Annotated in this window: 26 protein-coding genes; 8 read left to right on the top strand and 18 right to left on the bottom strand. The window is 69.8% G+C overall.

Annotated features, from left to right (window positions below; all coding sequences use genetic code 11):
- The first annotated feature begins 256 nt into the window (after positions 1-256).
- The 6 genes from PX701_RS17715 to PX701_RS17690 all read left to right on the top strand — a co-directional run bounded on the left by PX701_RS17715 (position 257) and on the right by PX701_RS17690 (position 3,334).
- On the top strand, positions 257-595 hold the full coding sequence (locus tag PX701_RS17715) for a PadR family transcriptional regulator (protein WP_231429345.1): 339 nt from the start codon (positions 257-259) through the stop codon (positions 593-595).
- Between the two features lie 2 nt (positions 596-597).
- Complete coding sequence (locus tag PX701_RS17710) at positions 598-963, top strand: DUF1048 domain-containing protein (RefSeq protein ID WP_275507032.1); 366 nt, start codon at positions 598-600, stop codon at positions 961-963.
- Positions 960-1,805 (top strand): ABC transporter ATP-binding protein, encoded by an 846-nt coding sequence (locus PX701_RS17705; protein WP_275507031.1) that lies wholly within the window; start codon positions 960-962, stop codon positions 1,803-1,805. The genes PX701_RS17710 and PX701_RS17705 overlap by 4 nt, the downstream gene beginning before the upstream one ends.
- Positions 1,802-2,566 (top strand): ABC transporter permease, encoded by a 765-nt coding sequence (locus PX701_RS17700; protein ID WP_231429343.1) that lies wholly within the window; start codon positions 1,802-1,804, stop codon positions 2,564-2,566. Before PX701_RS17705 ends, PX701_RS17700 begins: the two co-directional genes overlap by 4 nt.
- An 83-nt stretch (positions 2,567-2,649) precedes the next feature.
- The gene (locus PX701_RS17695; RefSeq protein WP_231429342.1) at positions 2,650-3,006 is read left to right on the top strand and encodes a DUF1048 domain-containing protein; all 357 of its coding nucleotides are present in this window, start codon (positions 2,650-2,652) and stop codon (positions 3,004-3,006) included.
- 1 nt (position 3,007) lies between these two features.
- A complete protein-coding gene (locus tag PX701_RS17690; protein ID WP_231429341.1) occupies positions 3,008-3,334 on the top strand; it encodes a DUF1048 domain-containing protein in 327 nt (108 codons plus the stop codon).
- An 85-nt stretch (positions 3,335-3,419) separates the two neighbouring features.
- Here PX701_RS17690 and PX701_RS17685 read toward each other — a convergent pair whose 3' ends face one another.
- The 3 genes from PX701_RS17685 to PX701_RS17675 all read right to left on the bottom strand — a co-directional run bounded on the left by PX701_RS17685 (position 3,420) and on the right by PX701_RS17675 (position 5,766).
- Positions 3,420-3,902, bottom strand: coding sequence for a YciE/YciF ferroxidase family protein (locus PX701_RS17685; RefSeq protein ID WP_275507030.1), 483 nt, complete (start codon positions 3,900-3,902; stop codon positions 3,420-3,422).
- Positions 3,903-3,912: 10 nt separating this feature from the next.
- The gene (locus tag PX701_RS17680; RefSeq protein ID WP_231429339.1) at positions 3,913-4,113 is read right to left on the bottom strand and encodes a CsbD family protein; all 201 of its coding nucleotides are present in this window, start codon (positions 4,111-4,113) and stop codon (positions 3,913-3,915) included.
- A 177-nt stretch (positions 4,114-4,290) separates the two neighbouring features.
- On the bottom strand, positions 4,291-5,766 hold the full coding sequence (locus PX701_RS17675) for an FAD-dependent oxidoreductase (RefSeq protein WP_275507029.1): 1,476 nt from the start codon (positions 5,764-5,766) through the stop codon (positions 4,291-4,293).
- A gap of 233 nt (positions 5,767-5,999) precedes the next feature.
- Here PX701_RS17675 and PX701_RS17670 point away from each other — a divergent pair, with 233 nt between their 5' ends.
- Entirely contained in the window at positions 6,000-6,167 is a 168-nt protein-coding gene (locus tag PX701_RS17670; protein WP_231429337.1) for a hypothetical protein, read from the top strand.
- 171 nt (positions 6,168-6,338) lie between these two features.
- Here the strand turns inward: PX701_RS17670 and PX701_RS17665 are convergent, their stop codons facing one another.
- The 4 genes from PX701_RS17665 to PX701_RS17650 form a co-directional block, all read right to left on the bottom strand.
- Positions 6,339-7,181: a class II glutamine amidotransferase gene (locus PX701_RS17665; protein WP_231429336.1), complete on the bottom strand. Its 843-nt coding sequence runs from the start codon at positions 7,179-7,181 to the stop codon at positions 6,339-6,341.
- A 122-nt stretch (positions 7,182-7,303) separates the two neighbouring features.
- The gene (locus tag PX701_RS17660; RefSeq protein ID WP_231429335.1) at positions 7,304-7,861 is read right to left on the bottom strand and encodes a dihydrofolate reductase family protein; all 558 of its coding nucleotides are present in this window, start codon (positions 7,859-7,861) and stop codon (positions 7,304-7,306) included.
- A 5-nt stretch (positions 7,862-7,866) separates the two neighbouring features.
- On the bottom strand, positions 7,867-9,162 hold the full coding sequence (locus tag PX701_RS17655; protein ID WP_275507028.1) for a serine hydrolase domain-containing protein: 1,296 nt from the start codon (positions 9,160-9,162) through the stop codon (positions 7,867-7,869).
- A gap of 180 nt (positions 9,163-9,342) precedes the next feature.
- A complete protein-coding gene (locus tag PX701_RS17650) occupies positions 9,343-10,650 on the bottom strand; it encodes an ATP-dependent DNA helicase (RefSeq protein WP_275507027.1) in 1,308 nt (435 codons plus the stop codon).
- 234 nt (positions 10,651-10,884) lie between these two features.
- On the opposite strand from PX701_RS17650, the gene PX701_RS17645 reads away from it, so the two are divergent.
- Positions 10,885-11,931: a hypothetical protein gene (locus PX701_RS17645; protein ID WP_231429332.1), complete on the top strand. Its 1,047-nt coding sequence runs from the start codon at positions 10,885-10,887 to the stop codon at positions 11,929-11,931.
- Positions 11,932-11,952: 21 nt separating this feature from the next.
- Here the strand turns inward: PX701_RS17645 and PX701_RS17640 are convergent, their stop codons facing one another.
- The 11 genes from PX701_RS17640 to PX701_RS17590 form a co-directional block, all read right to left on the bottom strand.
- On the bottom strand, positions 11,953-13,932 hold the full coding sequence (locus PX701_RS17640) for a bifunctional copper resistance protein CopD/cytochrome c oxidase assembly protein (RefSeq protein ID WP_231429331.1): 1,980 nt from the start codon (positions 13,930-13,932) through the stop codon (positions 11,953-11,955).
- A gap of 123 nt (positions 13,933-14,055) precedes the next feature.
- Positions 14,056-14,343 (bottom strand): HU family DNA-binding protein, encoded by a 288-nt coding sequence (locus tag PX701_RS17635; protein ID WP_231429330.1) that lies wholly within the window; start codon positions 14,341-14,343, stop codon positions 14,056-14,058.
- Between the two features lie 187 nt (positions 14,344-14,530).
- Entirely contained in the window at positions 14,531-15,916 is a 1,386-nt protein-coding gene (locus PX701_RS17630) for a PxKF domain-containing protein (RefSeq protein WP_275507026.1), read from the bottom strand.
- Between the two features lie 229 nt (positions 15,917-16,145).
- On the bottom strand, positions 16,146-16,451 hold the full coding sequence (gene rpsN / locus PX701_RS17625; protein ID WP_231045429.1) for a 30S ribosomal protein S14: 306 nt from the start codon (positions 16,449-16,451) through the stop codon (positions 16,146-16,148).
- A gap of 3 nt (positions 16,452-16,454) precedes the next feature.
- Positions 16,455-16,622: a 50S ribosomal protein L33 gene (gene rpmG, locus PX701_RS17620; protein ID WP_021760158.1), complete on the bottom strand. Its 168-nt coding sequence runs from the start codon at positions 16,620-16,622 to the stop codon at positions 16,455-16,457.
- Positions 16,622-16,858 (bottom strand): 50S ribosomal protein L28, encoded by a 237-nt coding sequence (rpmB, locus tag PX701_RS17615; protein WP_231429328.1) that lies wholly within the window; start codon positions 16,856-16,858, stop codon positions 16,622-16,624. The genes rpmG and rpmB overlap by 1 nt, the downstream gene beginning before the upstream one ends.
- 240 nt (positions 16,859-17,098) lie before the next feature.
- Positions 17,099-17,791 (bottom strand): hypothetical protein, encoded by a 693-nt coding sequence (locus PX701_RS17610; protein WP_231429327.1) that lies wholly within the window; start codon positions 17,789-17,791, stop codon positions 17,099-17,101.
- A 43-nt stretch (positions 17,792-17,834) separates the two neighbouring features.
- Positions 17,835-18,647, bottom strand: coding sequence for a trimeric intracellular cation channel family protein (locus PX701_RS17605; RefSeq protein ID WP_231429326.1), 813 nt, complete (start codon positions 18,645-18,647; stop codon positions 17,835-17,837).
- Positions 18,648-18,747: 100 nt separating this feature from the next.
- Positions 18,748-20,289 carry a glutamate/gamma-aminobutyrate antiporter GadC gene (gadC, locus tag PX701_RS17600; protein ID WP_275507025.1) on the bottom strand — a complete coding sequence of 514 codons (1,542 nt, stop codon included), beginning with the start codon at positions 20,287-20,289 and terminating at the stop codon, positions 18,748-18,750.
- A gap of 12 nt (positions 20,290-20,301) precedes the next feature.
- A complete protein-coding gene (gene gad, locus PX701_RS17595) occupies positions 20,302-21,675 on the bottom strand; it encodes a glutamate decarboxylase (protein ID WP_275507024.1) in 1,374 nt (457 codons plus the stop codon).
- A gap of 281 nt (positions 21,676-21,956) precedes the next feature.
- Positions 21,957-22,850, bottom strand: a complete 894-nt coding sequence (locus PX701_RS17590; RefSeq protein WP_275507023.1) for a glycine betaine ABC transporter substrate-binding protein — start codon at positions 22,848-22,850, stop codon at positions 21,957-21,959.
- Positions 22,851-22,886: the final 36 nt, after the last annotated feature.

Raw genomic sequence — 22,886 nt, 5'->3', positions numbered from 1 at the left:
CCCCTCGCGCAGAACACCTGTCATAAGTGAGGAGTCGTCGCGACATGTTTCCTTACGCCGGCACGAGAATTCCTCGCGACGAGACGGCGGCTCGGCGAGGCATCCGGGCGGTGTCTCGAGAAGAATCTCGAGAAACTTGCTATTCGGTGTTGCTAAGTACCGGTACTCAGTGTTACTTTCTAGTGGTACTCAGCAACGCTGATTACCAGCGACACTGAATAGCTAGCACCGAGAGAACAGAGAAGGGGGTGGCCTGATGGGCAAGCAGATGACCGAGATGCTCAAGGGCACGCTCGAGGGCATCGTCCTGGCGATCCTCGCCACGGCGCCCGCCTACGGCTACGACATCACCGCACGGCTGCGCGAGCGCGGCTTCACCGACATCGCCGAGGGCACGATCTACGCCCTCCTCGTGCGGGTCGAGCAGCGCGGGCTCGTCGACGTCGAGAAGGTGCCCTCCGAGAAGGGCCCGCCGCGCAAGGTGTTCTCGCTCAACGAGCGCGGGCACAGCGAACTCGAAGAGTTCTGGAGGACGTGGAGCTTCCTGGCAGAACGCATCGAACAGCTCCACACGACCGACGAATTGGAGAAGTGACCATGGCTGCGAAGTGGATCGAGACCATCACCGGCTCGCTCGAGCAGAAGAAGCAGTACAAGCAGGCCAAGGCCCGCATGGAGGCCCTCCCCGAGCCGTACGCGGCCTCGGCGGGCGCCGTTCAGCGCTACCTCATGTACTCGGGCGACATCACCGACGGCGACACGATGGTGCAGATGCTCGTCGACCTCGCCGACCTCTGGGAGCGCGCGTCGATCGACGGCACCCCGGTCGGCGACATCGTCGGCGACGACCCCGTCGAGTTCGCCGAGTCGTTCGCCCAGGCCTACGGCGGCAAGCGCTGGATCGACAAGGAACGCGCTCGCCTGAACAAGGCGATCGACGAGGCCAGGAAGGAGCAGTCATGACCACCATCACCGAACCCGCCATCCGGGTGCAGGGCATCGAGAAGTCGTTCAAGGACCTGCACGTGTTGCGCGGCGTCGACTTCGACGTCGCCCGGGGCTCGATCTTCGCCCTGCTCGGCTCGAACGGAGCCGGCAAGACCACCCTCGTGCGCATCCTCTCCACCCTCCTGAAGGCCGACGCGGGCACCGCGACGGTCGGCGGGCAGGATGTCGCGGCGAATCCCGGCGAGGTGCGCGAGGCGATCAGCCTCACGGGCCAGTTCGCCGCCGTCGACGAGGTGCTCACGGGTCGGGAGAACCTCGTGCTCGTCGCGAAGCTGCGCCACATGAAGCAGCCCGGCAAGATCGCCGACGACCTGCTCGCCAGGTTCTCGCTCACCGAGGCCGGCGGCCGCAGGGCGGGCACCTACTCGGGCGGCATGCGCCGCCGGCTCGACATCGCGATGAGCCTGATCGGCAACCCGTCGATCATCTTCCTCGACGAGCCGACCACCGGGCTCGACCCGCAGGCCCGCATCGACGTGTGGCAGACCGTCAAGCAGCTCGCCGACGGCGGCACCACGGTGCTGCTGACCACGCAGTACCTCGACGAGGCCGAGCAGCTCGCCGACCGCATCGCGATCCTGCACCGCGGCACCATCATCCAGAACGGCACCCTCGACGAGCTCAAGCGGCTGCTGCCCGCGGCCAAGGTCGAGTACGTCGAGAAGCAGCCCTCGCTCGAGGACGTCTTCCTCGCCCTCGTCGGCGAGACGGGCGAGACCGAGGGCGAAGAGACCGGCGAGCCCGCGACCGCGGGCACCCGCGCCGACAAGAAGAAGAAGAAGGAGGCCGCACGATGACCAGCCACGCCATCAGCGACACCGCCGTACTCACCGGCCGCTCGCTGCGCCACATCCTCCGCAGTCCCGACACGATCATCACGACCGCGGTCACGCCGATCGCCCTCATGCTGCTGTTCGTGTACGTGCTCGGCGGGGCGATCAACACCGGGTCGAACGAGTCGTACATCGACTACATGCTGCCCGGCATCCTGCTCATCACGATCGCGTCGGGCGTCGCGTACACCTCGTACCGGCTCTTCCTCGACCTGCAGGGCGGCATCTTCGACCGCTTCCAGTCGATGCCGATCGCGCGCTCGAGCGTGCTGTGGGGCCACGTGCTCACCTCGCTCGTCTCGAACCTCGTGTCGGTCGCGATCGTCACGGGCGTCGCGCTCATCATGGGCTTCCGCACCGGCGCCTCGTTCGGGGCATGGCTCGCGGTCGTGGGCATCCTCGTGCTGTTCACGCTCGCGCTCACCTGGCTCGCGGTGATCGCGGGACTCTCGGCGAAGACGGTCGACGGCGCGAGCGCCTTCGCCTACCCGCTGATCTTCCTGCCGTTCATCAGCTCGGCGTTCGTGCCGACCGAGTCGATGCCGGCCCCGGTGGCGTGGTTCGCCGAGAACCAGCCGGTCACGTCGATCGTCGACACGACGCGCGCACTGTTCGCCGGCGAGCCGGTCGGCAGCGACATCTGGGTCGCCCTCGCGTGGCTCGTCGGCATCATCGCCATCGGCTACGTCGGCGCCCTCGCGGCGTACCGCCGCAAGGTCAGTTGACGAACGGATGCCGCGGCGAGTCCCGCCGCGGCATCCCGTCGCCCGACCGACCGACCGACCGAACATGATCGAGGAGGACTGAGATGAACTTCTGGGACACCATCACCGGCAACGACCTCCGCAGGGAGCTGAAGGCGTTCGACGCCCGGGCCGAGGCGCTGCCGGCCGACTACCGTGCGGCCTTCGAGGAGATCAAGCTCCAGCTGTGGGGCTACGCCGACTTCACGGGCCGCAACCTGATGCCGATCCTCGACGGGGCCCTCGGGCTGCTGGAGGAGACGGCGGCCGAAGGACAGGGCATCGACGAGGTGCTCGGCGACGACATCCCCGGGTTCTGCCAGGCGCTCGCCGGCGGCGAGGGCGCAAAGGGCTTCCGCGACAAGTGGCGCGAACAGCTCAATCGGAACGTCGCGAAGAAGCTCGCAAGGCTGGGAGGCTGACATGGGAATCCACGACATCATCGAGGGCAAGCGCGAGTGGCGAGCCCACCTGGCACGCGTCCGGGCGCTGCCGAAGGACTACCAGGTCGTCTACGGCGAGATCCAGAAGTACTACTTCAAGATCGGACCGGTCGGCCTCGAGGACGGCACGCTCCTCTCGGGCATCGTCGACTTCTTCGAAGAGGGCGCGACGCAGGGCAAGGGCGCGATCGAGCTCATCGGCGACGACGTCGCAGCCTTCGCCGACGACCTCGTGAAGGACACGCCCACCTACGCCGACCGCTACCAGGCGTCGCTCATCGAGAAGGCCGGCTCGGCCGGCGAGTGACGACGACCACGGAGGGGCCGCACCACCCGGTGCGGCCCCTCCGTCGTGTCGCCTCGAGTTTCGTCGAGACGCCCGATCTCGCGCCTCAGCCCGCGATCGACTGCAGTTTCGTGCGGATCTCCTCGCTCGTGTGCGTCTCCTGGTCGAGGTTCGACTGCAGGAGGGCCGCCGCGTCGGAGGCGCCCATCGCGGTGACGGGCACGAGCAGCGCCTCGTACGCCGAGATCTCGTAGTGCTCGTTGCCGAGCGCGCTCGCGAGCGCCGCCCGGTCGCGCAGCTTCGGCGCGCTCCGCTCCAGCAAGGAGGCGGCCTGTCGGCTGATGCCCTTCGTGCTGGGCGACGGCGCGGTCGACTCGCGCAGCTCGAGCAGGCGGAAGACCTGCTGCAGGTTGGCGATCTGCTCGCGCGTCTCGTCCGCGTGATGGCGGAACAGCTTCTTGATCTCGGCGCTCTTCGCCGCCGAGGCGAGGTCGCCGAGCGCCGCCAGCGAGTCGTTCTCCATCGTCAGCGCGGTGCGCAGCTGGAAGTGCAGCAGGTCGCCCGGGCTCTCGAGGCGCTGCCTCACCACCGGTCGCTCCTCAGTCGCGATCCGTGAAGACGTCCTTGGCGCGTTCGCCGGCGTCCTTCACCTCGTCGCCGGCCTGCTTCATGTCGGCCTTGGCCTCGTCGACGTGGCCTTCGGCCTCCATCTCCTCGTTGCCGGTCACCTTGCCGACGCCCTGCTTGATCTTCGCGCCCGCTTCTTCGGCCTGGTGCTTCGCCTTGTCTCCGATACCCATCGTCCTCATCCTCCGTGTTCGAGTCTTGGATGCCGTGCCCGGCACCACGCGGTGTCGGGTCGGCACCGGTGCCGGGCGCGGCACCTGTGTTCCACGCTCGCACCGGCCCGCTGACCCCTCAAGGGATTGACAGCCTGGGAACGATGTGCCGACGCGTGCGCGCACGCGGTCGCGGACTCAGGGCTCCGGCGTCAGGTCGTCGCGTGCCGGACCCTCGAGCCGACGACCGTCGGCGGCGAACCGGCTGCCGTGCAGGGGGCAGTCCCACGTGCACTCCTCGTCGTTCCACGCGAGGATGCCGCCGAGGTGCGTGCAGACCGCCGACACCCGGCGCGTGACGCCGTCGACGGTGCTGATCGCGACCGGCGGCACGCCCCGGCCGACCCGGCCCTCGCCCTCCGCGGGCGGCTCGTCCTGTGAGCCGCCGATCGCGCGAGCCATGCCGCCGAGCAGGTGCCCCACGGCATCGGCGTTCCGTGCGACCGCGGCCGCGACGTCCGATGCCGTGCCGGGCCGGTCGTAGAGCCGCGCGGCCCAGTCGGGGCGACGGCCGCTCGCGATCTCCTGCGCGAGGGCGATGCCCGAGGCGGCACCGGCGGCGAGCCCCCACTTGCCGAAACCGGTCGCGAACCACGGGCCGTCGCGACCGAGGCGACCGGCGTACGGCGCACCGTCGAGCGAGTCGTAGTCCTGCGCCGCCCACTGGTGCGCGAGCACCGCGCTCGGAGAGCGATCGGCGACCCAGCGGTGCAGCTCGCGTGCGCGCTCGGCCGTCGATCTCGCGTGCCCGACCGCATCGTCGTTGCCGGCGACGACGAGGTACTCCTGCCCGCCCCGGCGAGCGGGCCGCAGCGAACGCGTCTCGCCGTCGACCGAGAGGTGCATGCCCTCGACCAGTCGACGCCCCGTGCGGAACGCGGCGACGTGCGATCGCGACGGCGACGTGCGGGCGAACGTCAGCCCGCGGTCGACGACCGGCGTGCCCGTCGCGAGCACGAGCACGTCCGCGTGGAGCTCGCCCAGCTCGGTCTCGACCTCGTGGCCCGAATCCGACGATCGCACGTCGACCACGCGGCATCCCGCGACGACGGGCACGCCCGCCGCGCGGGCGGTGGCGACGAGGCGGCGTACCAGCACCATCGGGTCGAGCATGAACTGCCCGTCGAGCGCGACCGCCGCGCGGGCGGCGACCGGCGACTCGCGCGGAGCGGCCCATCGCACGTCGAGGCCGAGTTCGCGGGCCACGGCGTGCTCCGCCTCGAGGCGCTCGGCACCGGCCGAGGTCGTCGCGAAGCTGTAGGCGGTCGCCTGCTCGCAGCCCTCGTCGTGCTCGGAGAGCTGGGCCCGCAGCCACGCGGCGCCGCTGCGGCACGCCTCCAGGTAGGCGGCGGCGACGTCGAGCGAGCTGCGGTCGCGCACGGCCGAGAGCCGCGTGCCCTGCAGCAGGGTCACCTTGCCGGTCGAGCCCCCCGTCGTGAGGGCGCCGGGCGCCGCGGCATCGAGCACCACCGCGCGCCGGCCCGCCTGGGCGAGCCGCACCGCGACGGTGAGGCCGACGAGCCCGGCGCCGACCACGAGGACCTCGTGCGAGGCGTCCTCGGGCAGCTCGTCGACGGCGTGCGCGTCGAGTCCGTCGCGCCAGAGCGATCCCATACCCACATCGTCGCGACGACCCGCGACGGGGGCGAGGGCTTGACACCCGGCGCGGGCGATGGCTCGGCCTGCGGATCACGTGAAGGGTTCCGCGGCTGTCGCGCGAAGTCAACCCCCTGCCGCTCGTCCGCTCGTGTCCCTAGTTTGGAAGCGTCGCGGCCCGACGGGTCGCGGCTCGACCGTACGGGGCCCGACCGAGAGGCCCCGGCGTTCCCCGAAGGAGGGACTCTCAGATGAACATCCTCTTGATCGTCATCGTCGTCATCGCCATCATTCTCGCCATCACCGGCGGGCTCGTGCAGTCGCTGAACTTCCTGCTCTGGGTCGGACTCGTACTGCTCGCGATCGCGGTGATCGCATGGCTGATCCGGGCGATCGCCGGCCGCAACAGCAGCGTCTGACGACCCGCGCGGCGGCTCGCGTGCCGTCGCGACACCGGTCGCTTTCCGACAGGGATGAGCCGGTCGGCACCCGCCACGAGCGGGCCAGCCGACCGGCTCATCCCTGTCCGGGCGGATCGACGACGGCGACGACGGGCGGCGTGCCGCCAGAGGCATCCGCCCTATTCGGGCCTATTCGGGCTCCGCGAAGAACGTCTCGTGCCGGTAGTGCCCCGCGTCGAGGATCGCGACCGTCGCCTCGGGTACCTCGACGAACACGCCGGGCATGTCGGTGAGCGGCTCCGACACGATGACTCTCGCCGCACGTCCGAAGCCCTGCAGCCGCTCGGAGTCGGGGTACATCTGCTGCAGCGTCGCCATGTCGACCGAGTGGAACAGCGTGCGGGTGCGTCCGGCGCTCGAGTACCGGAAGGCCCACACGGTCGCCCCGTCGGCGACCGCGACGGTGCCCTGCATCGGGAACTCGATGCCGTGCGCGTGGCCGACCTCCTCGACCTTGCGGATCGCCTTCGTCATGCCCGCGATCGGGTCGTCGCGAAGGCCCAGCGTGAGCGCGAGGTAGAACAGCACCTCGCTGTCGGTCGTGCCGCGGATGAGCGGGAAGAACGACTCGTCGATCGCGAGCATGAGGTCGCGCCGTACGCTCGCGAACCCCGCGAGCCCGCCGTTGTGCATGAAGAGCCAGTTCTCGTGCCGGAACGGGTGGCAGTTCGTCTGCTGGATGGGCGGACCGGCCGCGGCGCGCACGTGCGCGAAGAACAGCGGGCTCTCGATCGCCCGGGTCAGCTCGCGCAGGTTCTCGTCGTGCCACGCGGGCTCGATGCTGTGGAACAGCCACGGCTCGGTGCCGACGGTCGCCCCGGCGGGGTACCAGCCGACGCCGAATCCATCGCCGTTGACCGTCTCGGCGCCGAGCGGCGAGTTCAGCGACTGGGCGACGAGCGAGTTCTCGGTGTCGAGGATCAGCCTTGCGGGCTGGATCGGCTCACCGGAGTAGGCCAGCCAACGGCACATGTCCCACACCTCCCCTGAGGGTTACGGATGCCTCGGGGCTGACGATACGCCGCTTCGCGTCGCCGCGACAGAGCACGTCGCGACCGGATCGGCCCCGATCGACCCGTGGGCCGGGGCCCGGCTCAGGCCAGGAGCCGATACCGCAGGTAGACGACCTCGTCGAATCGGCGCTCCTCGAGGAGCTGGAGGTCGAGGCGCACCCCGTCGGGCAGCAGCCGCGTGCCCCCGCCGACGACGACGGGGAACACGAAGACGAAGAGCTCGTCGACGAGCCCCGCGCGGACGGCCTCGGCGGCGAGGTGGGGGCCCGAGATCGACAGGTCGCGCTCCGCGGCCGCCTTGAGCCTCGCGACCTCGTCGGCATCGAATCGTCGCTCGAGCCGGGTGCGCGCGGTCGTCACCTGCTCGAGCTTCGACGAGTAGACGATCTTGTCGGTGTCGCCCCAGATCGAGGCGTAGTCGCGTTCGACGTCGGAGATCCGCGGGTCGTCGGCGAGTCGCTCCCACGCGGACATGACCTCGTACATGCGGCGACCGTAGAGATAGGTGCCGATCGGGCGCTCGAGGTCGTTCACGAACGCGTGCACCTCGGCACTCGGCATGGCCCAGTCGAATGCGCCGTCCGCGTCGACGATGTAGCCGTCGAGGGAGGCGAGCGCTCCCGTGATGAGCTTGGCCATGGCGATCAGCCCTCCGCCGTCTTCTCCGTCGTGTCGTCGCCCTGCTGCCCACGCGGGCATGCCGCGAGCGAGGTCATCTTCTCGGTCGCCTGATCGTACGACCAGGGCAGCTCGACGAGGGGCTGGTCGTGATCGGCGGTGGCCTTCGCCTTCGAGCCTGCGGACGCGAGCGCGAACGCCGCCTCGCGCACGAAGTCGGCGCCCGAGGTCGAGTTGTTGAGGGCGATCACGACCGTGAGCCCCGTCTCGGGGTCGGTGAACGCGGCGGTCAGCGCACCGGCCGACTCGCCTGCCGTGCCGCGGAGCGGGCCGTACTGGGCGCCGCCGAACCCGTACGAGTACCAGACGGGGGCGTCGCCGCCGATGGGCTGCGTCGTCCACTGCTCGCGGGCCTCGCGCTCGTCGAGCAGCGCGCCGGTGGCGAACGCCTCGCTGAGTCGGCGCGCGTCGGCGAGCGTCGACACGGCACCGGCAGCGCCGGCGCCCATCGAACTCGACTGCGCCGAGTCGTCGTGGAGCGAGTCGCACACCGGCTCGTCACCCGCCCATTCCGACGCGTACGCCCCGAGCAGCCCTGCGTGGGTGGTGTCGTCGGGAGCGGGCAGCTCCGTGTCGTCGAGGCCGAGCGGCGCGAACACGTACTGCTCGGCGAGCTCGCTCCACGTGCGCCCCGTCGCCTCCTCGAGCGCGCGCGACAGCAGCAGCACGCCGGTGCGCGAGTACGACCAGTCGTCGCCGGGGGTGCCGGAGCGCTTCGTGGCGAGCCCGCCCGCCAGCAGTTCGTTCGGCGACCAGATGCGCTCGGGGTTCTGGACGAACTGGTGCTCGAGGTCGGGGTAGTAGTCGCCGAGGCCCGACGTGTGACGGCAGAGCTGTTCGAGGGTGATCCCCTCGAGCCCGGGCACGCGGTCGACGTACTCGGAGACCTGGTCGTCGAGCGAGACGGTTCCGGCCTCCGCGAGCCGCAGCAGCATCGTGCACGTGATCTCGCTCGTCACGGTCGCCAGGTGGAAACCGGTGTCGACGGTCACCGGGCGGGACTTCTCCGCGAAGTCGACGGTGCCGGAGGCGCCGCTCCACGACCCCGCCCACGGCGCCCAGACACCCGCGACCCCGCCGCTCGACCCGCTCAGCGCGACCGCCTGGTCGAGGGTCGACTGCAGCTTCTCGACGAGCGCCTCGTCGTACGAACCCTCGACCGGCTCGAACTGGCTCGATGGGTCGACACTGCCCCCGGTGCAGGCCGAAAGCGCGAGCGCCGCGGCGAGCGCGACGATCGATGCCGCGACGGCTCTCGCCATTCGCCGCCTGCCCCCGGTACCGTCAGCCACCGTGCCCCCTCAAGCCGTGTGTCCGCAGAAATTGTAACCTGCGTAGGCGGCGGCGCCCGGGTCGACGGGCCCCGTCGGGGTGATGATGAGCGCACCCCTGTGCTACTGATATGTCCGGAGGGGGCCGAAAGGTTCCGGATCGGTCGCGATTCAGCGCGAGACGGCACCGATCTCGCGAGCCGCGCCCGCCATGAACCGCTCGACGTTGCGATCGACGATGATGTCGCTCGGCCGCAGCGGCCGCTGCAGGTAGAGCCCGTCGAGCGCGGTCAGGCGACTGAGCGCGACATACGTCTGGCCGGGGCTGAACGCGCGGGGGCCGAGGTCGACGATCGCGGCGTCGTAGCTCGCCCCCTGCGACTTGTGGATCGTGACGGCCCACGCGAGGCGCAGGGGGAACTGCGTGAACTCGGCGACGATCTCCTTCTCGAGCTTCTTGCGCACCGGGTCCCAGCTGTAGCGGTACTTCTCCCAGGTGACCGGTTCGACCTCGTGGATCTCGCCGCCGATCTCGACGTGCACCTCGCGCTTCAGCGAGGTGATGGTGCCGATCGTGCCGTTCACCCAGCGCTGCCCGTCGGGCCCGACGGCCGTGTCGTTGCGCAGGAACATCACCTGTGCGCCGACCTTGAGCTCGAGCCGTTCGTCGGCGGGGAACGCGCGGCCGCCGAAGTCGCCGTTCACCTCGGCCTCGTTGGCCTTCGACGTGCCGGGCAGCCGGTGCAGCGCCGTGGCGTTGATGCGGTTCACGGTGCTGTTGGTCGTCGCGAGCGTGATCGCACCCTGCTCCGGCACGGGGCGACGGGCACCGACGCCGTTGAGCACGCCGGCCATCTCGGCGGTCACCCGTCCGTGCCGTACGGCGTTGAGCAGCTGCTTGAACTCGTCGTCGTGCTGACGGTGGATCTCGCCGAGCTCGAAGATCTTCAGGTCGGCCTCGCGCCACACCCTCGCGTCGAAGAACCACATCGAGTCGTAGGTGTCGGCGAAGTACGCCCGCTCGTCGCCGTCGCCAGGGACGGGGGCGAGCTGGTAGGGGTCGCCGAACAGCACGACCTGGGCACCGCCGAAGGGTTCGAGCGGCCGCTGCCTGGCCTGCCGCAGCGACCGGTCCATCGCATCCATCAGGTCGGCGTTGACCATCGACACCTCGTCGATCACGAGCGTGTCCATCGCGTTGAGGATCTTGCGCACGGTGTCGTTCTGGTCGATGTCATGGTCGGCGATGACCCCGATCGGCAACCGGAACAGTGAGTGGATCGTCTGACCGCCGACGTTGAGCGCCGCGACGCCGGTCGGCGCGCAGATCACGATCTGCTTCTTCGTGTGCCAGTTCAGGTGGTTCAGCAGGGTCGACTTGCCGGTGCCCGCGCGACCCGTCACGAACACGTGCTCGCGCGTGTCCTCGATCGCCTGGAACACCGCGGACTGCTCACGGGAGAGGGTCACGTTCTGCACGGCAGGTCTTTCGATGGGCGGGGCGGACGGCTCGGGGCGGGCGCCGCACGGGCGCATCGCCCGGCGCTCCCACTGTAACCACACCCAGGGGTTGACGAGGCAGTGCGGCCACCGTCGCATCCGAGGGTCGAGGAGGGGGCGGAGCGACCGTCTCGAGACCCCGCGCCCCGGCATCCCCGCGCGGCCTGTGGAGATCCTCAGGTTGGCGCGACGCGCGACCTTAGACTTGGGCGCGTGGGGAATGCGGGCGGTGAGCGGCGGCGCATCCCCGCGCGCGCGCTGATCGCATGGGGCGGGCTCACCGTCGTGCTCATCGGCGCGTTCCTCGCCGCACTCGGCGGCCTGAACCAGTCGCTGTACGGCGCGTCGAGCTTCGTCGAACGGTATCTCGAGGCGATCGCCGACGACGACATCGGCACGGCGGCCGCGACGCCCGGCGTCGCCCTCGATGCCGAGGAGCTCGAGGCCCTCGGCCTTCCGGCCGACATCTCGACGGCGATGCTGCGCTCGGGGGTCGTCGAATCGGGCCCCGAAGACGTCTCGATCGTGAGCGACGTGGCCAACGCCGACGGCAGCCATTCGGTGACGGCGAGCTACCGGCTCGACACCGAGATCGCCGAGTCGACGTTCGAGGTGCGCCCCATCGACCCGCTGTACGGGCTGCTCAACCGGTGGGAGTTCGCCGACAGCCCCCTCGCCGTCGTCGAGGTGACCGCGGCGCACAACCCGCTGTTCACGGTGGGAACGCTCACGCTCGACGCCCGGGCGACGAAGCCGCCCGAGGAGCTCGCGAGCTTCACGCAGGTCACGCCCTACCTCGCGATCGCACCGGCGGTGTACCAGTTCCACTACGAGTCGACGCTGCTCGCGGCCGCTCCCGTGCTCGTGCCGGTCGACGCGGGCGAGCAGGTCGCCGTGACGGTCGACGCCCAGCCGACGGCCGCGTTCGTCGAGCGGGTGCAGACGAAGGTCGACGAGTACCTCGCCGCGTGCGCCGAGCAGCCCGTGCTGCAGCCGGCCGACTGCCCGTTCGGCATCGAGGTCGACGACCGGGTCACGAGCGAGCCGCAGTGGAGCATCGTGACGACGCCGCAGGTCACGCTCACCGCCGGCGAGACCTCGTTCGACATGCCTCCGACCGAGGGCGTCGCGCACATCTCCGTCGAGGTGCAGGACCTCTTCGACGGGCACTACTACACGCTCGAGGAGGACCGTTCGTTCAACCTCGCGCTCGCGGCGACGATCCGTCCCGACGGGTCGATCGCGATCCAGCTCAAGTAGGCACCGCCCCGACCGCCGGCCTCAACCTGCGGAGCTCTTGTCGTGCTCGGCGATGGCCGCGAGCCGTGCGTTGTAGGCCTCGAGCTCGGCGTCGCCCGTGCGGTCGGCGTGGCGGTCTCGGCGCTTCGACTCCTTCTCGTCGCTGCGCGACCACTGGAACGCGACCGTGATCGCGAGCGCGACGGTCGGGATCTCGCCGATCGACCACGCGATGCCGCCGCCGAGCTGCTGATCGGTGAGCGCGTCGGTGCCCCAGCCCATCGCGCCGTACCAGTCGGCGAGCATGAGCCCGGTGCCCGACATGATCGCGAGTCCGAAGAACGCGTGGAAGGCCATCGTGCCGAGCAGCAGCAGCAGCCGGAACGGGTACGGCAGGCGGTAGGGCACGGGGTCGATGCCGATGAGCGACTGCACGAACAGGTAGCCGGTGATCAGGAAGTGCGCGACCATCCACTCGTGCCCGATGTGGTCGAGCATCGTCCAGCGGAACAGCGGCGAGTAGTAGAACACCCACAGCGACCCGGCGAAGAGCACGGCCGCGACGATCGGGTTCGCGATGATCGAGGCGAACTTCGAGTGCACCGCGAGCAGGATCCACTCGCGGCCGCCGCGCGAGCCGTCCTTGCGGGGCTTGATCGCCCTGGCCGCGAGCGTGACCGGGGCGCCCGGCACGAGCAGCACGGGCACCGCCATCGTCAGGGCCATGTGCCCGAGCATGTGCGCCGAGAACAGGTACTGCTCGTAGACGTTGACGCCGCCGTTCGTGACGTAGGCGAGCAGCAGCAGGCCCGACACCCAGAGCACCGCGCGGTAGACGGGCCACTTGTCGCCCCGCTTTCGCAGCCGGACGACGCCCGCGAGATAGAAGAAGATGCCGAACCCGCAGGCGAGGAGCCAGATGAGGTCGGGGTTCCACTCGGTGAAGTACCGGAAGGTCTCGGGCCACGGCGGCAACGGCGTGCCCGTGAGGATCTCGGCAGGCGTGCGGGCGAGCTCGCCCGCCTCCTCCGAAACCGGGGTCGCAGTGCGCGCGAGCGCCGCCGCGACGCCCGATGCGATGCCCATGAACGCCAGCTCGGCCACCACGAGCCACCAGAAGTTCCCCGTCGATCGAGCGGCATCGCCCCGCGACATCCGCCCGATCAGGAACCGGCGGTACATCGCGCCGAAGCACCCGAGGGCGATGAGCACCCCCACCTTCACGAGCACGAGCACGCCGTACTGCGTCATGAGCTGGTCCCACGTGCCGATGCGCAGCGCCGCGCTCGCGTAGCCCGAGATCGCGACGACGATGAAGCAGATGAGCGCGACGGTCGAGTACCGGGCGAGCACGACGGGCAGTCGCTTCGCACCGAGCTCGCGCCTCAGCAGCACGATCGTGAGCAGCCCGCCGAGCCACACCGCGACGAACACGAGGTGCAGGCCGAGGCTCGTGACCGCCGCGGCATGGCCGGCCGCGCCCGCCGCGTGGCCCTGCTGCGCCATCGGCACGAGCGACGCGACCGCGAGCACCGTCACGAAGACGAGGGCGGTGTGGTTGCGCACGGCGAAGCACAGCACGGTGACGGTCGCCGCGACGAGGGTCGTGATGAGCCACGCCTGGCCGAGTCCGATGGTCGTTACGAACTGCCCGAGCTTCTGACCGAACGCGTCGCTGAGGTCGAACGGCACGGCCGTGACGAGCACGAACGTGAACAGACCCGTCGCCGCGCTCGCGACCGTCATGACCGCGGCCGACGCTGCGGCGACGTCGAGCGCGAGGTCGAACTCGCGGCGCTTCGGGCTCAGCGCCCACACGGCGAGCGCGAGCGCGCCGATCATGCCCGCGGCACCGAGGTTCACGAACAGCTTCGCGACGGGCACCCCGTAGCGGGCGATCGGCCCGGGGTCCTGGATCAGCTGCTCGTCGGCGCCACCGCCGTAGGCGAGCGCGAGGAACGTCGCGGCGAGGGCGACGGCGATGAGCACGGCAGGGCCGAGCACGCGGACGGAGCGGGGCACCGAACCAGCCTAGACGGCGGTGACTGGATGCCTCGTGGATGCGCCGTCCGAGGCCTCCACGTGCCCCCGGAACGACGGAGGGGCGCACGGCTCTCGCCGTGCGCCCCTCCGGGAAGGCTCTGGTTACTTGGCAGCAGCCTTGAGCTTCGAACCGGCCGAGACCTTGACCGAGTAGCCGGCCGGGATCTCGATGGTCGCGCCCGTCTGCGGGTTGCGGCCGGTGCGCGCAGCGCGGTGCGTGCGCTCGACGGCGAGCCAGCCCGGGATGGAGACCTTGGTGCCCGAGCCCACGGAGTCGGCGAGCGCGTCGAACAGACCGCCGAGCACGGCGTCGACGGTGGCCTGGCTCTGGCCGGTCGACGCAGCGATCTTCGCGACGAGCTCGGTCTTGTTCAGCGACTTGTCAGCCATTGAATGTCCTCCTCGGACGTTCGCTGTATGCAACAGCATTGAGTTGAAGAACTCGGAGACGATCCTCTGATGCCCCCGTGGCCGATCAGGCCGCCTCGAATGTAACAGAGATCCGCGGAATCCCGCGGATTTCCGGCCCTCTCGGACGAATTCCCACGGCGTGTCGGGAGCTTGGAGGCTGTTCGGTCTACTTCAGGAACTTGAACTTCGCCGTGCGGGTCACCCCGTCGTCGAGCTTCAGCTCGAACGTGCCGCACCTGCCGGCCCAGCTCTTGTCGGTCTTCCAGACATAGACGTACTGCCCGGCGACCGGGTCGTAGGTCAGGCTGCTGCCGCCCGCGGTGACCGTCGACTCGACCGCGTCGACCGGTGCATTCGCGTCGCACGACGTGAACGTCGCCCTCGGGTAGCCGGCCGCGATGATGTCGAGGCCCTGGTCGCCGTCGAGGCTGAACTTCATCGGCACGGCGCTGCCCGCCTTGACCGAGTTGACCACGCCGCCCATGTCGACCGGGCGGAAGAACCCCGCGAAGTCGTAGATCACCGAGTACTCGCACGACACCGCGGCCGACGGGTTGCCGGCGTTGTCGCGGGCCGCGCCCTCGGCCGCCGTCGCCGTCTTCGTACCGACGCTCGAGGTGTCGAGCGCGATCGAACCGCTCTCGTAGCCCTCGGCCACGCCCGAACCGCCCGCCTCGTCGGTCGCCGTCCACGTCGCCTCGGCGACCGCGCCGAGCAGCACCGGACCGGTCGGGCAGGCCAACAGGACGACGGGCGGCGTCACGTCGACCACGGTGTACGTGCAGGATGCCTCGGCGGACGGGTTGCCCGCATTGTCGACCGCGGTGCCCGCTGGAGCGTTGAACGTGTGCTCGCCGAGCGTCGCCGTGTCGAGCGCGAACGTCCCGCCCTCGTAGCCCTCGGCCACGCCCGAACCGCCCGCCTCGTCGGTCGCCGTCCAGGTCGCCTCGGCGGCCGCACCACGTGGGATCGGATCGGTCGGGCACGTCAGCACCACGACCGGGCCCGTCACGTCGACGGGGTCGACGCCGCCGCAGTTCTCGACCGTCCAGCTCACCGACACGGTGGCGTCCCGGTGCTTCGTGTCCCCGTTGAGCACCTTCCCGGTCGCCCGGTAGCCGACCGATCCGGTGGCCGGGCCGTTCGTGTCGCCGGCCGCCACCGTGATCGTCGAACTGGTCTGCGCGCTGTCGACGGTCGAGTTCTGGTCGAGGGTCGCCCAGTCGTCGGGGAGCGTGATGGTCGTCGGCGACGGCTGCGACGCTTCGACGTTCGTCTGCGAGGTGCGCGAGAAGGCGATGTCGGCACCGTTCTCGAAGATCGTCGCGGCGCCGGCCCCGCCCCGGTCGAGGTTGAGCTTCACCACGATGTCCTTGCTCGCACCGCAGCCGAGCACGCCGAGGTCCACGACCGGCGTCGACACCACCAGGTCGTCGACGGTGACGATGGACTCGATGTCGTCGGCGTACGCGATCGCACCGCCGCCCAGTACGAGCACGGCGGCCGTGGCCGCCCCGGCGATCGATCCGCCCCATCCACTCCATCGCTTCATCGGGCTGCCCTCTCTCGTCGGTGATCGCATGCGCACGCATGCGTGCGGTCCGTCAACGCTAGGGGCCGGTCGGCTCGCCCCGGCAGGCCCCCGTGGTGGTGGCACCCGCACGGGGAGTCCCCCGTCGCCGGGCAACTCGTGTACCCCTCCCCGCGACGGCGGAGACGACAGAAGAGGGGCGCCCCGGAGAATCCGGAGCGCCCCTCTTCGTGAAGCGTGAAGCTACTGCTTACCAGCTCGACTTGGTGATGCCGGGCAGTTCGCCGCGGTGCGCCATGTCGCGGAAGCGGACACGCGAGATGCCGAACTTCGAGAGGTTGCCGCGGGGGCGACCGTCGATGGCGTCACGCGAACGCACGCGCACCGGCGAGGCGTTGCGGGGAAGCTTCTGCAGGCCGACGCGGGCGGCCTCGCGGCTCTCGTCGGTGCCGTTCGGGTCGACGAGCGCCTTCTTCAGCTCGAGGCGCTTCGCCGCGTAACGGTCGACGATCACCTTGCGCTGCTCGTTGCGCGCGATCTTGCTCTTCTTCGCCATGTCTTAGCGCTCCTCTCGGAAGTCGACGTGCTTGCGCACCACGGGGTCGTACTTCTTGAGCACGAGGCGGTCGGGGTTGTTGCGACGGTTCTTGCGGGTCACGTAGGTGTACCCGGTGCCGGCCGTCGAACGGAGCTTGATGATGGGACGGATGTCCTGCTGCTTCGCCATCAGATCTTCACCCCACGAGCCTGCATGTCACGAACGACGGCCTCGATGCCACGGGCGTCGATGACCTTGATGCCCTTGGCGGACACGTTGATCGTGATGTTCCGACGAAGCGACGGCACGTAGTACGTCTTCTTCTGCACGTTCGGGTCGAAGCGGCGCTTCGTCCGGCGGTGCGAGTGCGAGATGTTGTGACCGAAGCCGGGAACGGCGCCGGTCACCTGGCACACTGCTGCCATTGGTTTCCTCCAATACCGAGGGGCGATGCCCCTCCCAAGGTCTCTTGTCTGCTGACGCTCACACGCCGAATCGCGCGATTTCTCGCGGTGATCTGCGTGGGATTGTCGCGGTCTGGGTAGTGGAAGTACCCAGCCAACGAGCCAGCTTACCAGACGCCCCGGTCGCAACCGAAATCCGGCCGGCGGATGCCTCGGCGCCGGCGCCCGTCGCACGTCGGCGCCGAAGCATCCAGAGCCGGATCAGGAGGCGGCGGCCGCCTCGTGCTCCTCGCGGAGCACCGTGCGTCGCGACAGCACGGCCGCGATGAAGAAGCAGAGCGCGCCGATCACCGTGCCGAGGTTCGTCCAGAACAGACTCACGAGATCGCCGGTCGTCGGGACGACGTAGGCGGCGACCGCCGAGACGCCGAAGGCGATCGAGCCGAGCAGGTTGAGGCCCGTGCCGTGCCAGGTGCGCGCGTCGCGGTCCCAGAGCCGCCCGCGGTCCCTCGTCGCGACGACCGCGAGGCCGCTCGAGACGAGGAACGCGATCGAGCCGAGTGCGTCGGGCCGCCAACCGACGCCGACCGCATCGGGATGCTGCACCGCCGCGACGAGCGCCGACCCGGTGCTCACGTTGAAGAAGAGCGTGCCGACGAACTGGATCGCCGCGGCGAACCAGTCGGCCCGGTCGGCGGCGTTCATGCCCCTCCGAGGCGGGCGGCGCCCGCTCAGGCTCAGCTGGATGAATCCCGCGGTCGTGAACAGCAGCGACCCGATGAAGAAGGTGACCGCGACGCCGACGTCGCCCGCCCACGCGGCGTACGCCGGGAGCGGGCCGACGAAGAAGCAGATCGACCCGAGCGCGAAGCCCCACGCCTCGCGGCGCAGGCGACGATCGCCCTGCGGGGTCGGGCGGGCCGGCCGATCCGGTGACGGCGCATCGCGTGCCATGCCCTCATCTTGGCCCATCCGCCCCGCCGGGGCGATCCTCGGGCTACTTCGCATCGCCCGGAGCACCGCCGTCGGCACCGGCCGGCGCCGCCGTCTCGACGACCAGGCCGAGGTCGCGCATCTCGCGCACCGACTTGCCCGCGAGCTTGCGGCCGAGCAGCGGTCGCCCGTTGCTGTGCTGGTAGACGCCCTTCGGCTCCCTCGCGAGCGGCTCCTCCCAGCCGAGGTAGAGCGCGAGCACGCGCAGGGTGAATCCGATGATGAAGGCGATCCCGGTCGCGAGCCACGTGTTCAGGCCGAACGCGTCGCAGACGATCCACACGAGCCCGGTGAGCGCCGCGATGCCGACGAACCACTCGCCGCGGATGAACTGCTTCGGCGGCACCCCGCTCGTGACGTCGATGAAGTAGCGCCCGGCGGTCGGGCCGACCACGGCGAGCGCGAGTGCGCCGAGGATGGGCAGCCCCGCCTCGACCGCCTTCTGCGCCCCGACGATCGCGTACCAGGGCAGCGAGAACGAGGTCATGAACTGGAACAGTCCCTCGCGGAACAGCTGCCCGCCCTTGAAGGCGAGCGCGTACCCGATGAGTCCCGCGACGAGGCAGAGCAGGATGTACGCCGGGTTGGTGAGCGCCGACGGCACGTCGCCGAGCAGCACGTCGCGAGCGACGCCGCCGCCGATGCCGCCGACGAGCGCCATCAGGAGGATGCCGACGATCGTGTAGTTGCGGTAGTGATCGGGACGGCGCGCGAGCAGCGCGCCGTTGAGGGCGTTCGTCGTCGCGGCGATCAGGTCGATCGTCGTGAAGTCACCGGTCCAGACGAAGTCGCCGAACGTGATCGGGGTGGCGCTCATGTCGAAGAGCATGACGGCCTTTCTGTCGCTGCGATGTTGTGATCGGGTGGGGTGCCGAACGGCCCACGGGATGCTCCCGTGGGCCGTTCGACGGGCGCGCTCAGCCGCTCGTCGCGGCGTCGCCCGGCGGTGCGGTCGAAGCGGCCGAGGCGGCCGGTGCCCCCTCGTCCTCCTGATGGGTGCCGCGCATGGCCTTCTCCTCGTCGGACCGCAGGTCCCAGGAGGGGCGGCGGAACGCGTAGAAGAGCAGCGGCGGCACTCCCAGCAGCAGGATGACGCCGAGCACCACCAGCGCGTACATGCCGGCCGACATCGAGTCGAAGCCGCTCGGCGGGATGAACGCGAGGCAGAAGGCGGCGAGGCATCCCAGGAACCCGACGCCCGCGATGAACCCCATCGCCGGCACGCGGTAGGCGCGCTTGACGTCGGGCTCCTTGCGGCGCAGCCGGATCGCGGCGGCGAACATGAGCATGTACATGATCAGGTAGAGCGCCGCGGCCATGTCGACGAGCGCGATGAACGCCGAGTTCACGTTGGGGATGAAGATGAACATCGCCGCGAGCAGCGTCACGATCGTGCCCTGCAGCATCAGGATGCCCGACTGCACCCCCTCCTTGTTGCGCTTCTGGAGTCCGCGCGGCAGCAGCCCCGACTCGGCGGCGGCGAGCAGGCCCTTCGACGGACCGGCGATCCAGGTGAGCACCGAGGCGAGCGCACCCGCCGCGATGAGCGCCGAGATGACGGGCGTCGCCCACGACATGCCGAACGTGTCGAAGTACTCCTGGAACGCGAGCATGATGCCGTTCGTGAGCCCCAGGTCCTTGTTCGGCACGGCGATCGCGATCGCGATCGTCGGCAGGATGAAGACCGCGAGGATCAGCACCGATGCGAGCAGGATCGACTTGGGGTAGCCGCGGCCGGGGTCCTTCATCTGGTTCACGTGCACGGCGTTCACCTCCATGCCCGCGTAGGCGAGGATGTTCGAGACGATCAGCACGATCGACGCGATGCCCGTGAACGGCGGGATCATGTTCGCCGCCCCGAGCGGCACCTCGCTCGGCTCGCCGGTTCCCAGCCAGATGAAGCCGAACACGATGAGCAGCGCGGCCGGGAAGAGCGTTCCGAGGATGCCGCCCCACGACCCGAGCTTCGCGAACAGGTTGCCGCCGCGGAGGGCGATGAGCGTCGACCCCCAGTACAGCACCAGGATGATGATCGCCGTGTAGAGGCCCGAGTTCGCGAGCGACGGGTCCATGAAGACGAACGCGATCGCCGCCGCGATGAAGGCGATCTGCGTCGGGTACCAGACGACGTTCTGGATCCACTGCAGCCAGACTGCGGTGAAGCCCCATCGATTGCCGAAGGCCTCCCGCACCCAGACGTAGACGCCGCCCTTCCACCCCGTCGCGAGCTCCGCCGCGACGAGCGCGGTGGGGATGAGGAAGAAGATCGCCGGGATGATGTACAGGGTCACGCTGCCGAGCCCGTAGACCGCCATCGCCGGCAGCGAGCGCAGGCTCGCGACCACGACGAGGGTGAGCAGGGCCAGCTGGCCGGCACCGAGGAATGCCGTGTGCGCCGTCTTCGGCGCAAGCGGGTGGTTCTTTCCGAGCCGTGGCGACTCGGTCGCCTGCTTGGTCATCTCAGTCGCCTCCTAGTGGTGGAACGCCGGACGGTTGCCCTCGACGGGCATCGGCGATTCGAGCTGGTCGAGGTAGGCGGTCTCGGACTGGATGTCGCGGAGCAGATCCGTGGCGAGGTCCATGCTGAGTCCGTTGCGGACGACGATGCGCTGCACCGTGCGGTCGGCCATGTTGTCGGGCAGCGGGTAGGCGGGCACGAGCCATCCCTTCTGCCGCAGGCGATCCTGCAGGTGGTACAGGTTCCAGTTGTCGGTGTGCCCCGGCTTGAGCCGCCAGGCGAAGACGGGGATGTCGGTGCCGTCGCTGATCAGGTCGAAGGCGCCGATCTCCGCGATGCCCTTGGAGAGGTACACGGCGACGTCCTGCGAGGCCTGTTGCACCGCGGCGTAGCCCTTGACGCCGAGCCGCAGGAAGAGGAAGTACTGCAGGAGCACCTGCGCCCCTGGACGCGAGAAGTTGAGCGCGAGCGTCGGCATCGAGCCGCCGAGGTAGCTCACCCGGAAGATGAGGTCGTCGGGCAGCACGTCGGCGGTGCGCCAGACGACCCAGCCGAGGCCGGGGTAGACGAGGCCGTACTTGTGACCCGAGGTGTTGATCGAGTGCACGCGCGGCAGCCGGAAGTCCCACTCGAGGTCGGGCTGGATGAACGGCGCGATCATCGCACCCGACGCGCCGTCGACGTGGATCGGCACGTCGAGCCCGGTCTTCGCCTGCAGCGCGTCGAGCGCCTCCGAGATCTGCTTGACCGGCTCGTACGCGCCCGTGTAGGTGACGCCCATGATCACGACGACGCCGATCGTGTTCTCGTCGACGTACTCCTCGAGCTGGGCGCCGTCGAGCATCGGGTACTCGTCGCTCACCGGCACGTAGCGCGGCTCGACGTCGAAGTAGTTGCAGAACTTCTCCCAGCAGACCTGCACGGCGCTCGACATGATCATGTTCGGCTTGGAGGCGTCCTTGCCGGCGGCGCGGCGGGCCTGCTGCCAGCGGCGCTTCATCGCGAGGCCGCCGAGCATCGCCGCCTCCGACGAGCCGATGGTCGACGTGCCGATCGTGCCGTCGGGGTCGGGCGAGTGCCAGAGGTCGGCGAGCATGCGCCAGCACTTCTCCTCGATCGCCGCGGTCTGCGGGTACTCGTCCTTGTCGATCATGTTCTTGTCGAACGCCTCGGTGTACAGCGCCTTGGCCTCGTCGTCCATCCACGTCGTGACGAAGGTCGCGAGGTTCAGCCGGGCGTTGCCGTCGAGCATGACCTCGTCGCGGATGATCTGGTACGCCGTCTGCGGCAGCGACTCGTTCTCGGGGATGCGGTGCCCCGTGGTGACCGTCGCCTCCCCCGGCCGTGCGAACCTCGGGGTGTACTCGTTGTCGGACTGCTCGGTCATCGTCATCCCTCCATGCGTTGCCGTGCGCGATGCCGTCGGGGCATCGCCGAGGTGCGCGAGCGAGAGGAGCCGTTCCCCCGAACGTCGCATCCGATCGCGATGCTAGACCTCGGCGGGCGGCGGCCGTGTCACGCAGATCGCATGAACCGCGCGACGGCGATGACCCTCGTTCGGGGGTGACGACGCTCCCGTCAGGATGACGCGGCGACATGACGACGGCGGGTGACGGACGCCGCGAGGCATCCACCACCCGCCGTGTCGTGTCGGCGGAGTCCGCTCCCCTACTCGGTGAGCCCGTCGACGTAGTCCTGGTTGTCGGCGATCCACTGCTCGACGACGGGCCCGTAGTCGTCGGTGTCGGCCTCGTTGAACATGGCGTTCTCGAGCGAGAAGAGCAGCTCGCTGTCCATCTCGAAGTCCTCGAGCCAGCCGCTCAGCGTCGGGAAGCTCGCCTCGAAGCTCTTGCCGCCGAACGCGTGGATGCCCTCGGCGTCGCCGAGCGCGCCCTCGGGGTCCTCGAGGTCCTTGAGCGGGAACGCGTCGTACGCCCAGTGCGGACGCCACAGGGTGACGGCGATGTTCTCGCCGGCCTTGGTCGCAGCCGTGAGCTCGGAGAGCATCGCAGGCGTCGAGCTCGTGAGGTACTCCACCTTCTCGAGGCCGTAGGTCGGGATGACCTCGTCCTCCGTCACCCGGTTGAGGCCCGACCCCGGCTCGATGCCGACGAGCCGGTTGCCGAACAGGTCGGCGTTCGCGGCGAGCTCGTCGAGCGAGTCGATCGGCGCGTCCTCGTTCACCGCGATGGTGAGCTTCGCGTCCTCGTTCCAGGCCCCGAGGTCGACGAGGTCGTCGCCGTACTGCTCGATGTAGTCGGCGTGCGTGATCGGCAGCCAGGTGTCGAGGGTGACGTCGTAGTCGTCCGACGTGAGGCCCGAGTAGACGGGAGCCGGGTCGGCGTACTCGAGCGTGACGTCGTAACCCTGCTCGGTGAGCACGGCCTTCCACAGCTCGCTCGCAGCGATGCCCTCGTCCCAGCCGTTGAACACGGCGATCGTGACGTCCTTGCGGTCGCCGTTCTCGAGGGTCTCGGCCGGTGCGCCGGCGGCGCAGCCGCTCAGGGCGAGCGTCGCGACGGCGCCGAGGGCGAGCGCCCCCGTGATGGTGCGGTGCTTCATGGTGCTTCCTTTCCTCCGCGAGCAGGGTCGCGGGTC

The sequence above is a fragment of the Agromyces chromiiresistens genome, assembly GCF_029167465.1.
In the GTDB taxonomy this organism is placed as follows: Bacteria; Actinomycetota; Actinomycetes; order Actinomycetales; family Microbacteriaceae; genus Agromyces; species Agromyces chromiiresistens.
The sequence above is the reverse complement of the archived record's forward strand: the minus strand, read 5'-3'. Positions and strand labels throughout refer to the sequence as shown.

Bases quoted from the DNA above. Each gene is read 5' to 3' on its own strand.
- PX701_RS17715 (WP_231429345.1), top strand. From the start codon at position 257: ATGGGCAAGCAGATGACCGAGATGCTCAAGGGCACGCTCGAGGGCATC.
- PX701_RS17710 (WP_275507032.1), top strand. From the start codon at position 598: ATGGCTGCGAAGTGGATCGAGACCATCACCGGCTCGCTCGAGCAGAAG.
- PX701_RS17705 (WP_275507031.1), top strand. From the start codon at position 960: ATGACCACCATCACCGAACCCGCCATCCGGGTGCAGGGCATCGAGAAG.
- PX701_RS17700 (WP_231429343.1), top strand. From the start codon at position 1,802: ATGACCAGCCACGCCATCAGCGACACCGCCGTACTCACCGGCCGCTCG.
- PX701_RS17695 (WP_231429342.1), top strand. From the start codon at position 2,650: ATGAACTTCTGGGACACCATCACCGGCAACGACCTCCGCAGGGAGCTG.
- PX701_RS17690 (WP_231429341.1), top strand. From the start codon at position 3,008: ATGGGAATCCACGACATCATCGAGGGCAAGCGCGAGTGGCGAGCCCAC.
- PX701_RS17680 (WP_231429339.1), bottom strand. From the start codon at position 4,113: ATGGGTATCGGAGACAAGGCGAAGCACCAGGCCGAAGAAGCGGGCGCG.
- PX701_RS17675 (WP_275507029.1), bottom strand. From the start codon at position 5,766: ATGGGATCGCTCTGGCGCGACGGACTCGACGCGCACGCCGTCGACGAG.
- PX701_RS17670 (WP_231429337.1), top strand. From the start codon at position 6,000: ATGAACATCCTCTTGATCGTCATCGTCGTCATCGCCATCATTCTCGCC.
- PX701_RS17665 (WP_231429336.1), bottom strand. From the start codon at position 7,181: ATGTGCCGTTGGCTGGCCTACTCCGGTGAGCCGATCCAGCCCGCAAGG.
- PX701_RS17660 (WP_231429335.1), bottom strand. From the start codon at position 7,861: ATGGCCAAGCTCATCACGGGAGCGCTCGCCTCCCTCGACGGCTACATC.
- PX701_RS17655 (WP_275507028.1), bottom strand. From the start codon at position 9,162: ATGGCGAGAGCCGTCGCGGCATCGATCGTCGCGCTCGCCGCGGCGCTC.
- PX701_RS17635 (WP_231429330.1), bottom strand. From the start codon at position 14,343: ATGGCTGACAAGTCGCTGAACAAGACCGAGCTCGTCGCGAAGATCGCT.
- PX701_RS17630 (WP_275507026.1), bottom strand. From the start codon at position 15,916: ATGAAGCGATGGAGTGGATGGGGCGGATCGATCGCCGGGGCGGCCACG.
- rpsN (WP_231045429.1), bottom strand. From the start codon at position 16,451: ATGGCGAAGAAGAGCAAGATCGCGCGCAACGAGCAGCGCAAGGTGATC.
- rpmG (WP_021760158.1), bottom strand. From the start codon at position 16,622: ATGGCGAAGCAGCAGGACATCCGTCCCATCATCAAGCTCCGTTCGACG.
- rpmB (WP_231429328.1), bottom strand. From the start codon at position 16,858: ATGGCAGCAGTGTGCCAGGTGACCGGCGCCGTTCCCGGCTTCGGTCAC.
- PX701_RS17610 (WP_231429327.1), bottom strand. From the start codon at position 17,791: ATGGCACGCGATGCGCCGTCACCGGATCGGCCGGCCCGCCCGACCCCG.
- PX701_RS17605 (WP_231429326.1), bottom strand. From the start codon at position 18,647: ATGAGCGCCACCCCGATCACGTTCGGCGACTTCGTCTGGACCGGTGAC.
- gadC (WP_275507025.1), bottom strand. From the start codon at position 20,289: ATGACCAAGCAGGCGACCGAGTCGCCACGGCTCGGAAAGAACCACCCG.
- gad (WP_275507024.1), bottom strand. From the start codon at position 21,675: ATGACCGAGCAGTCCGACAACGAGTACACCCCGAGGTTCGCACGGCCG.
- PX701_RS17590 (WP_275507023.1), bottom strand. From the start codon at position 22,850: ATGAAGCACCGCACCATCACGGGGGCGCTCGCCCTCGGCGCCGTCGCG.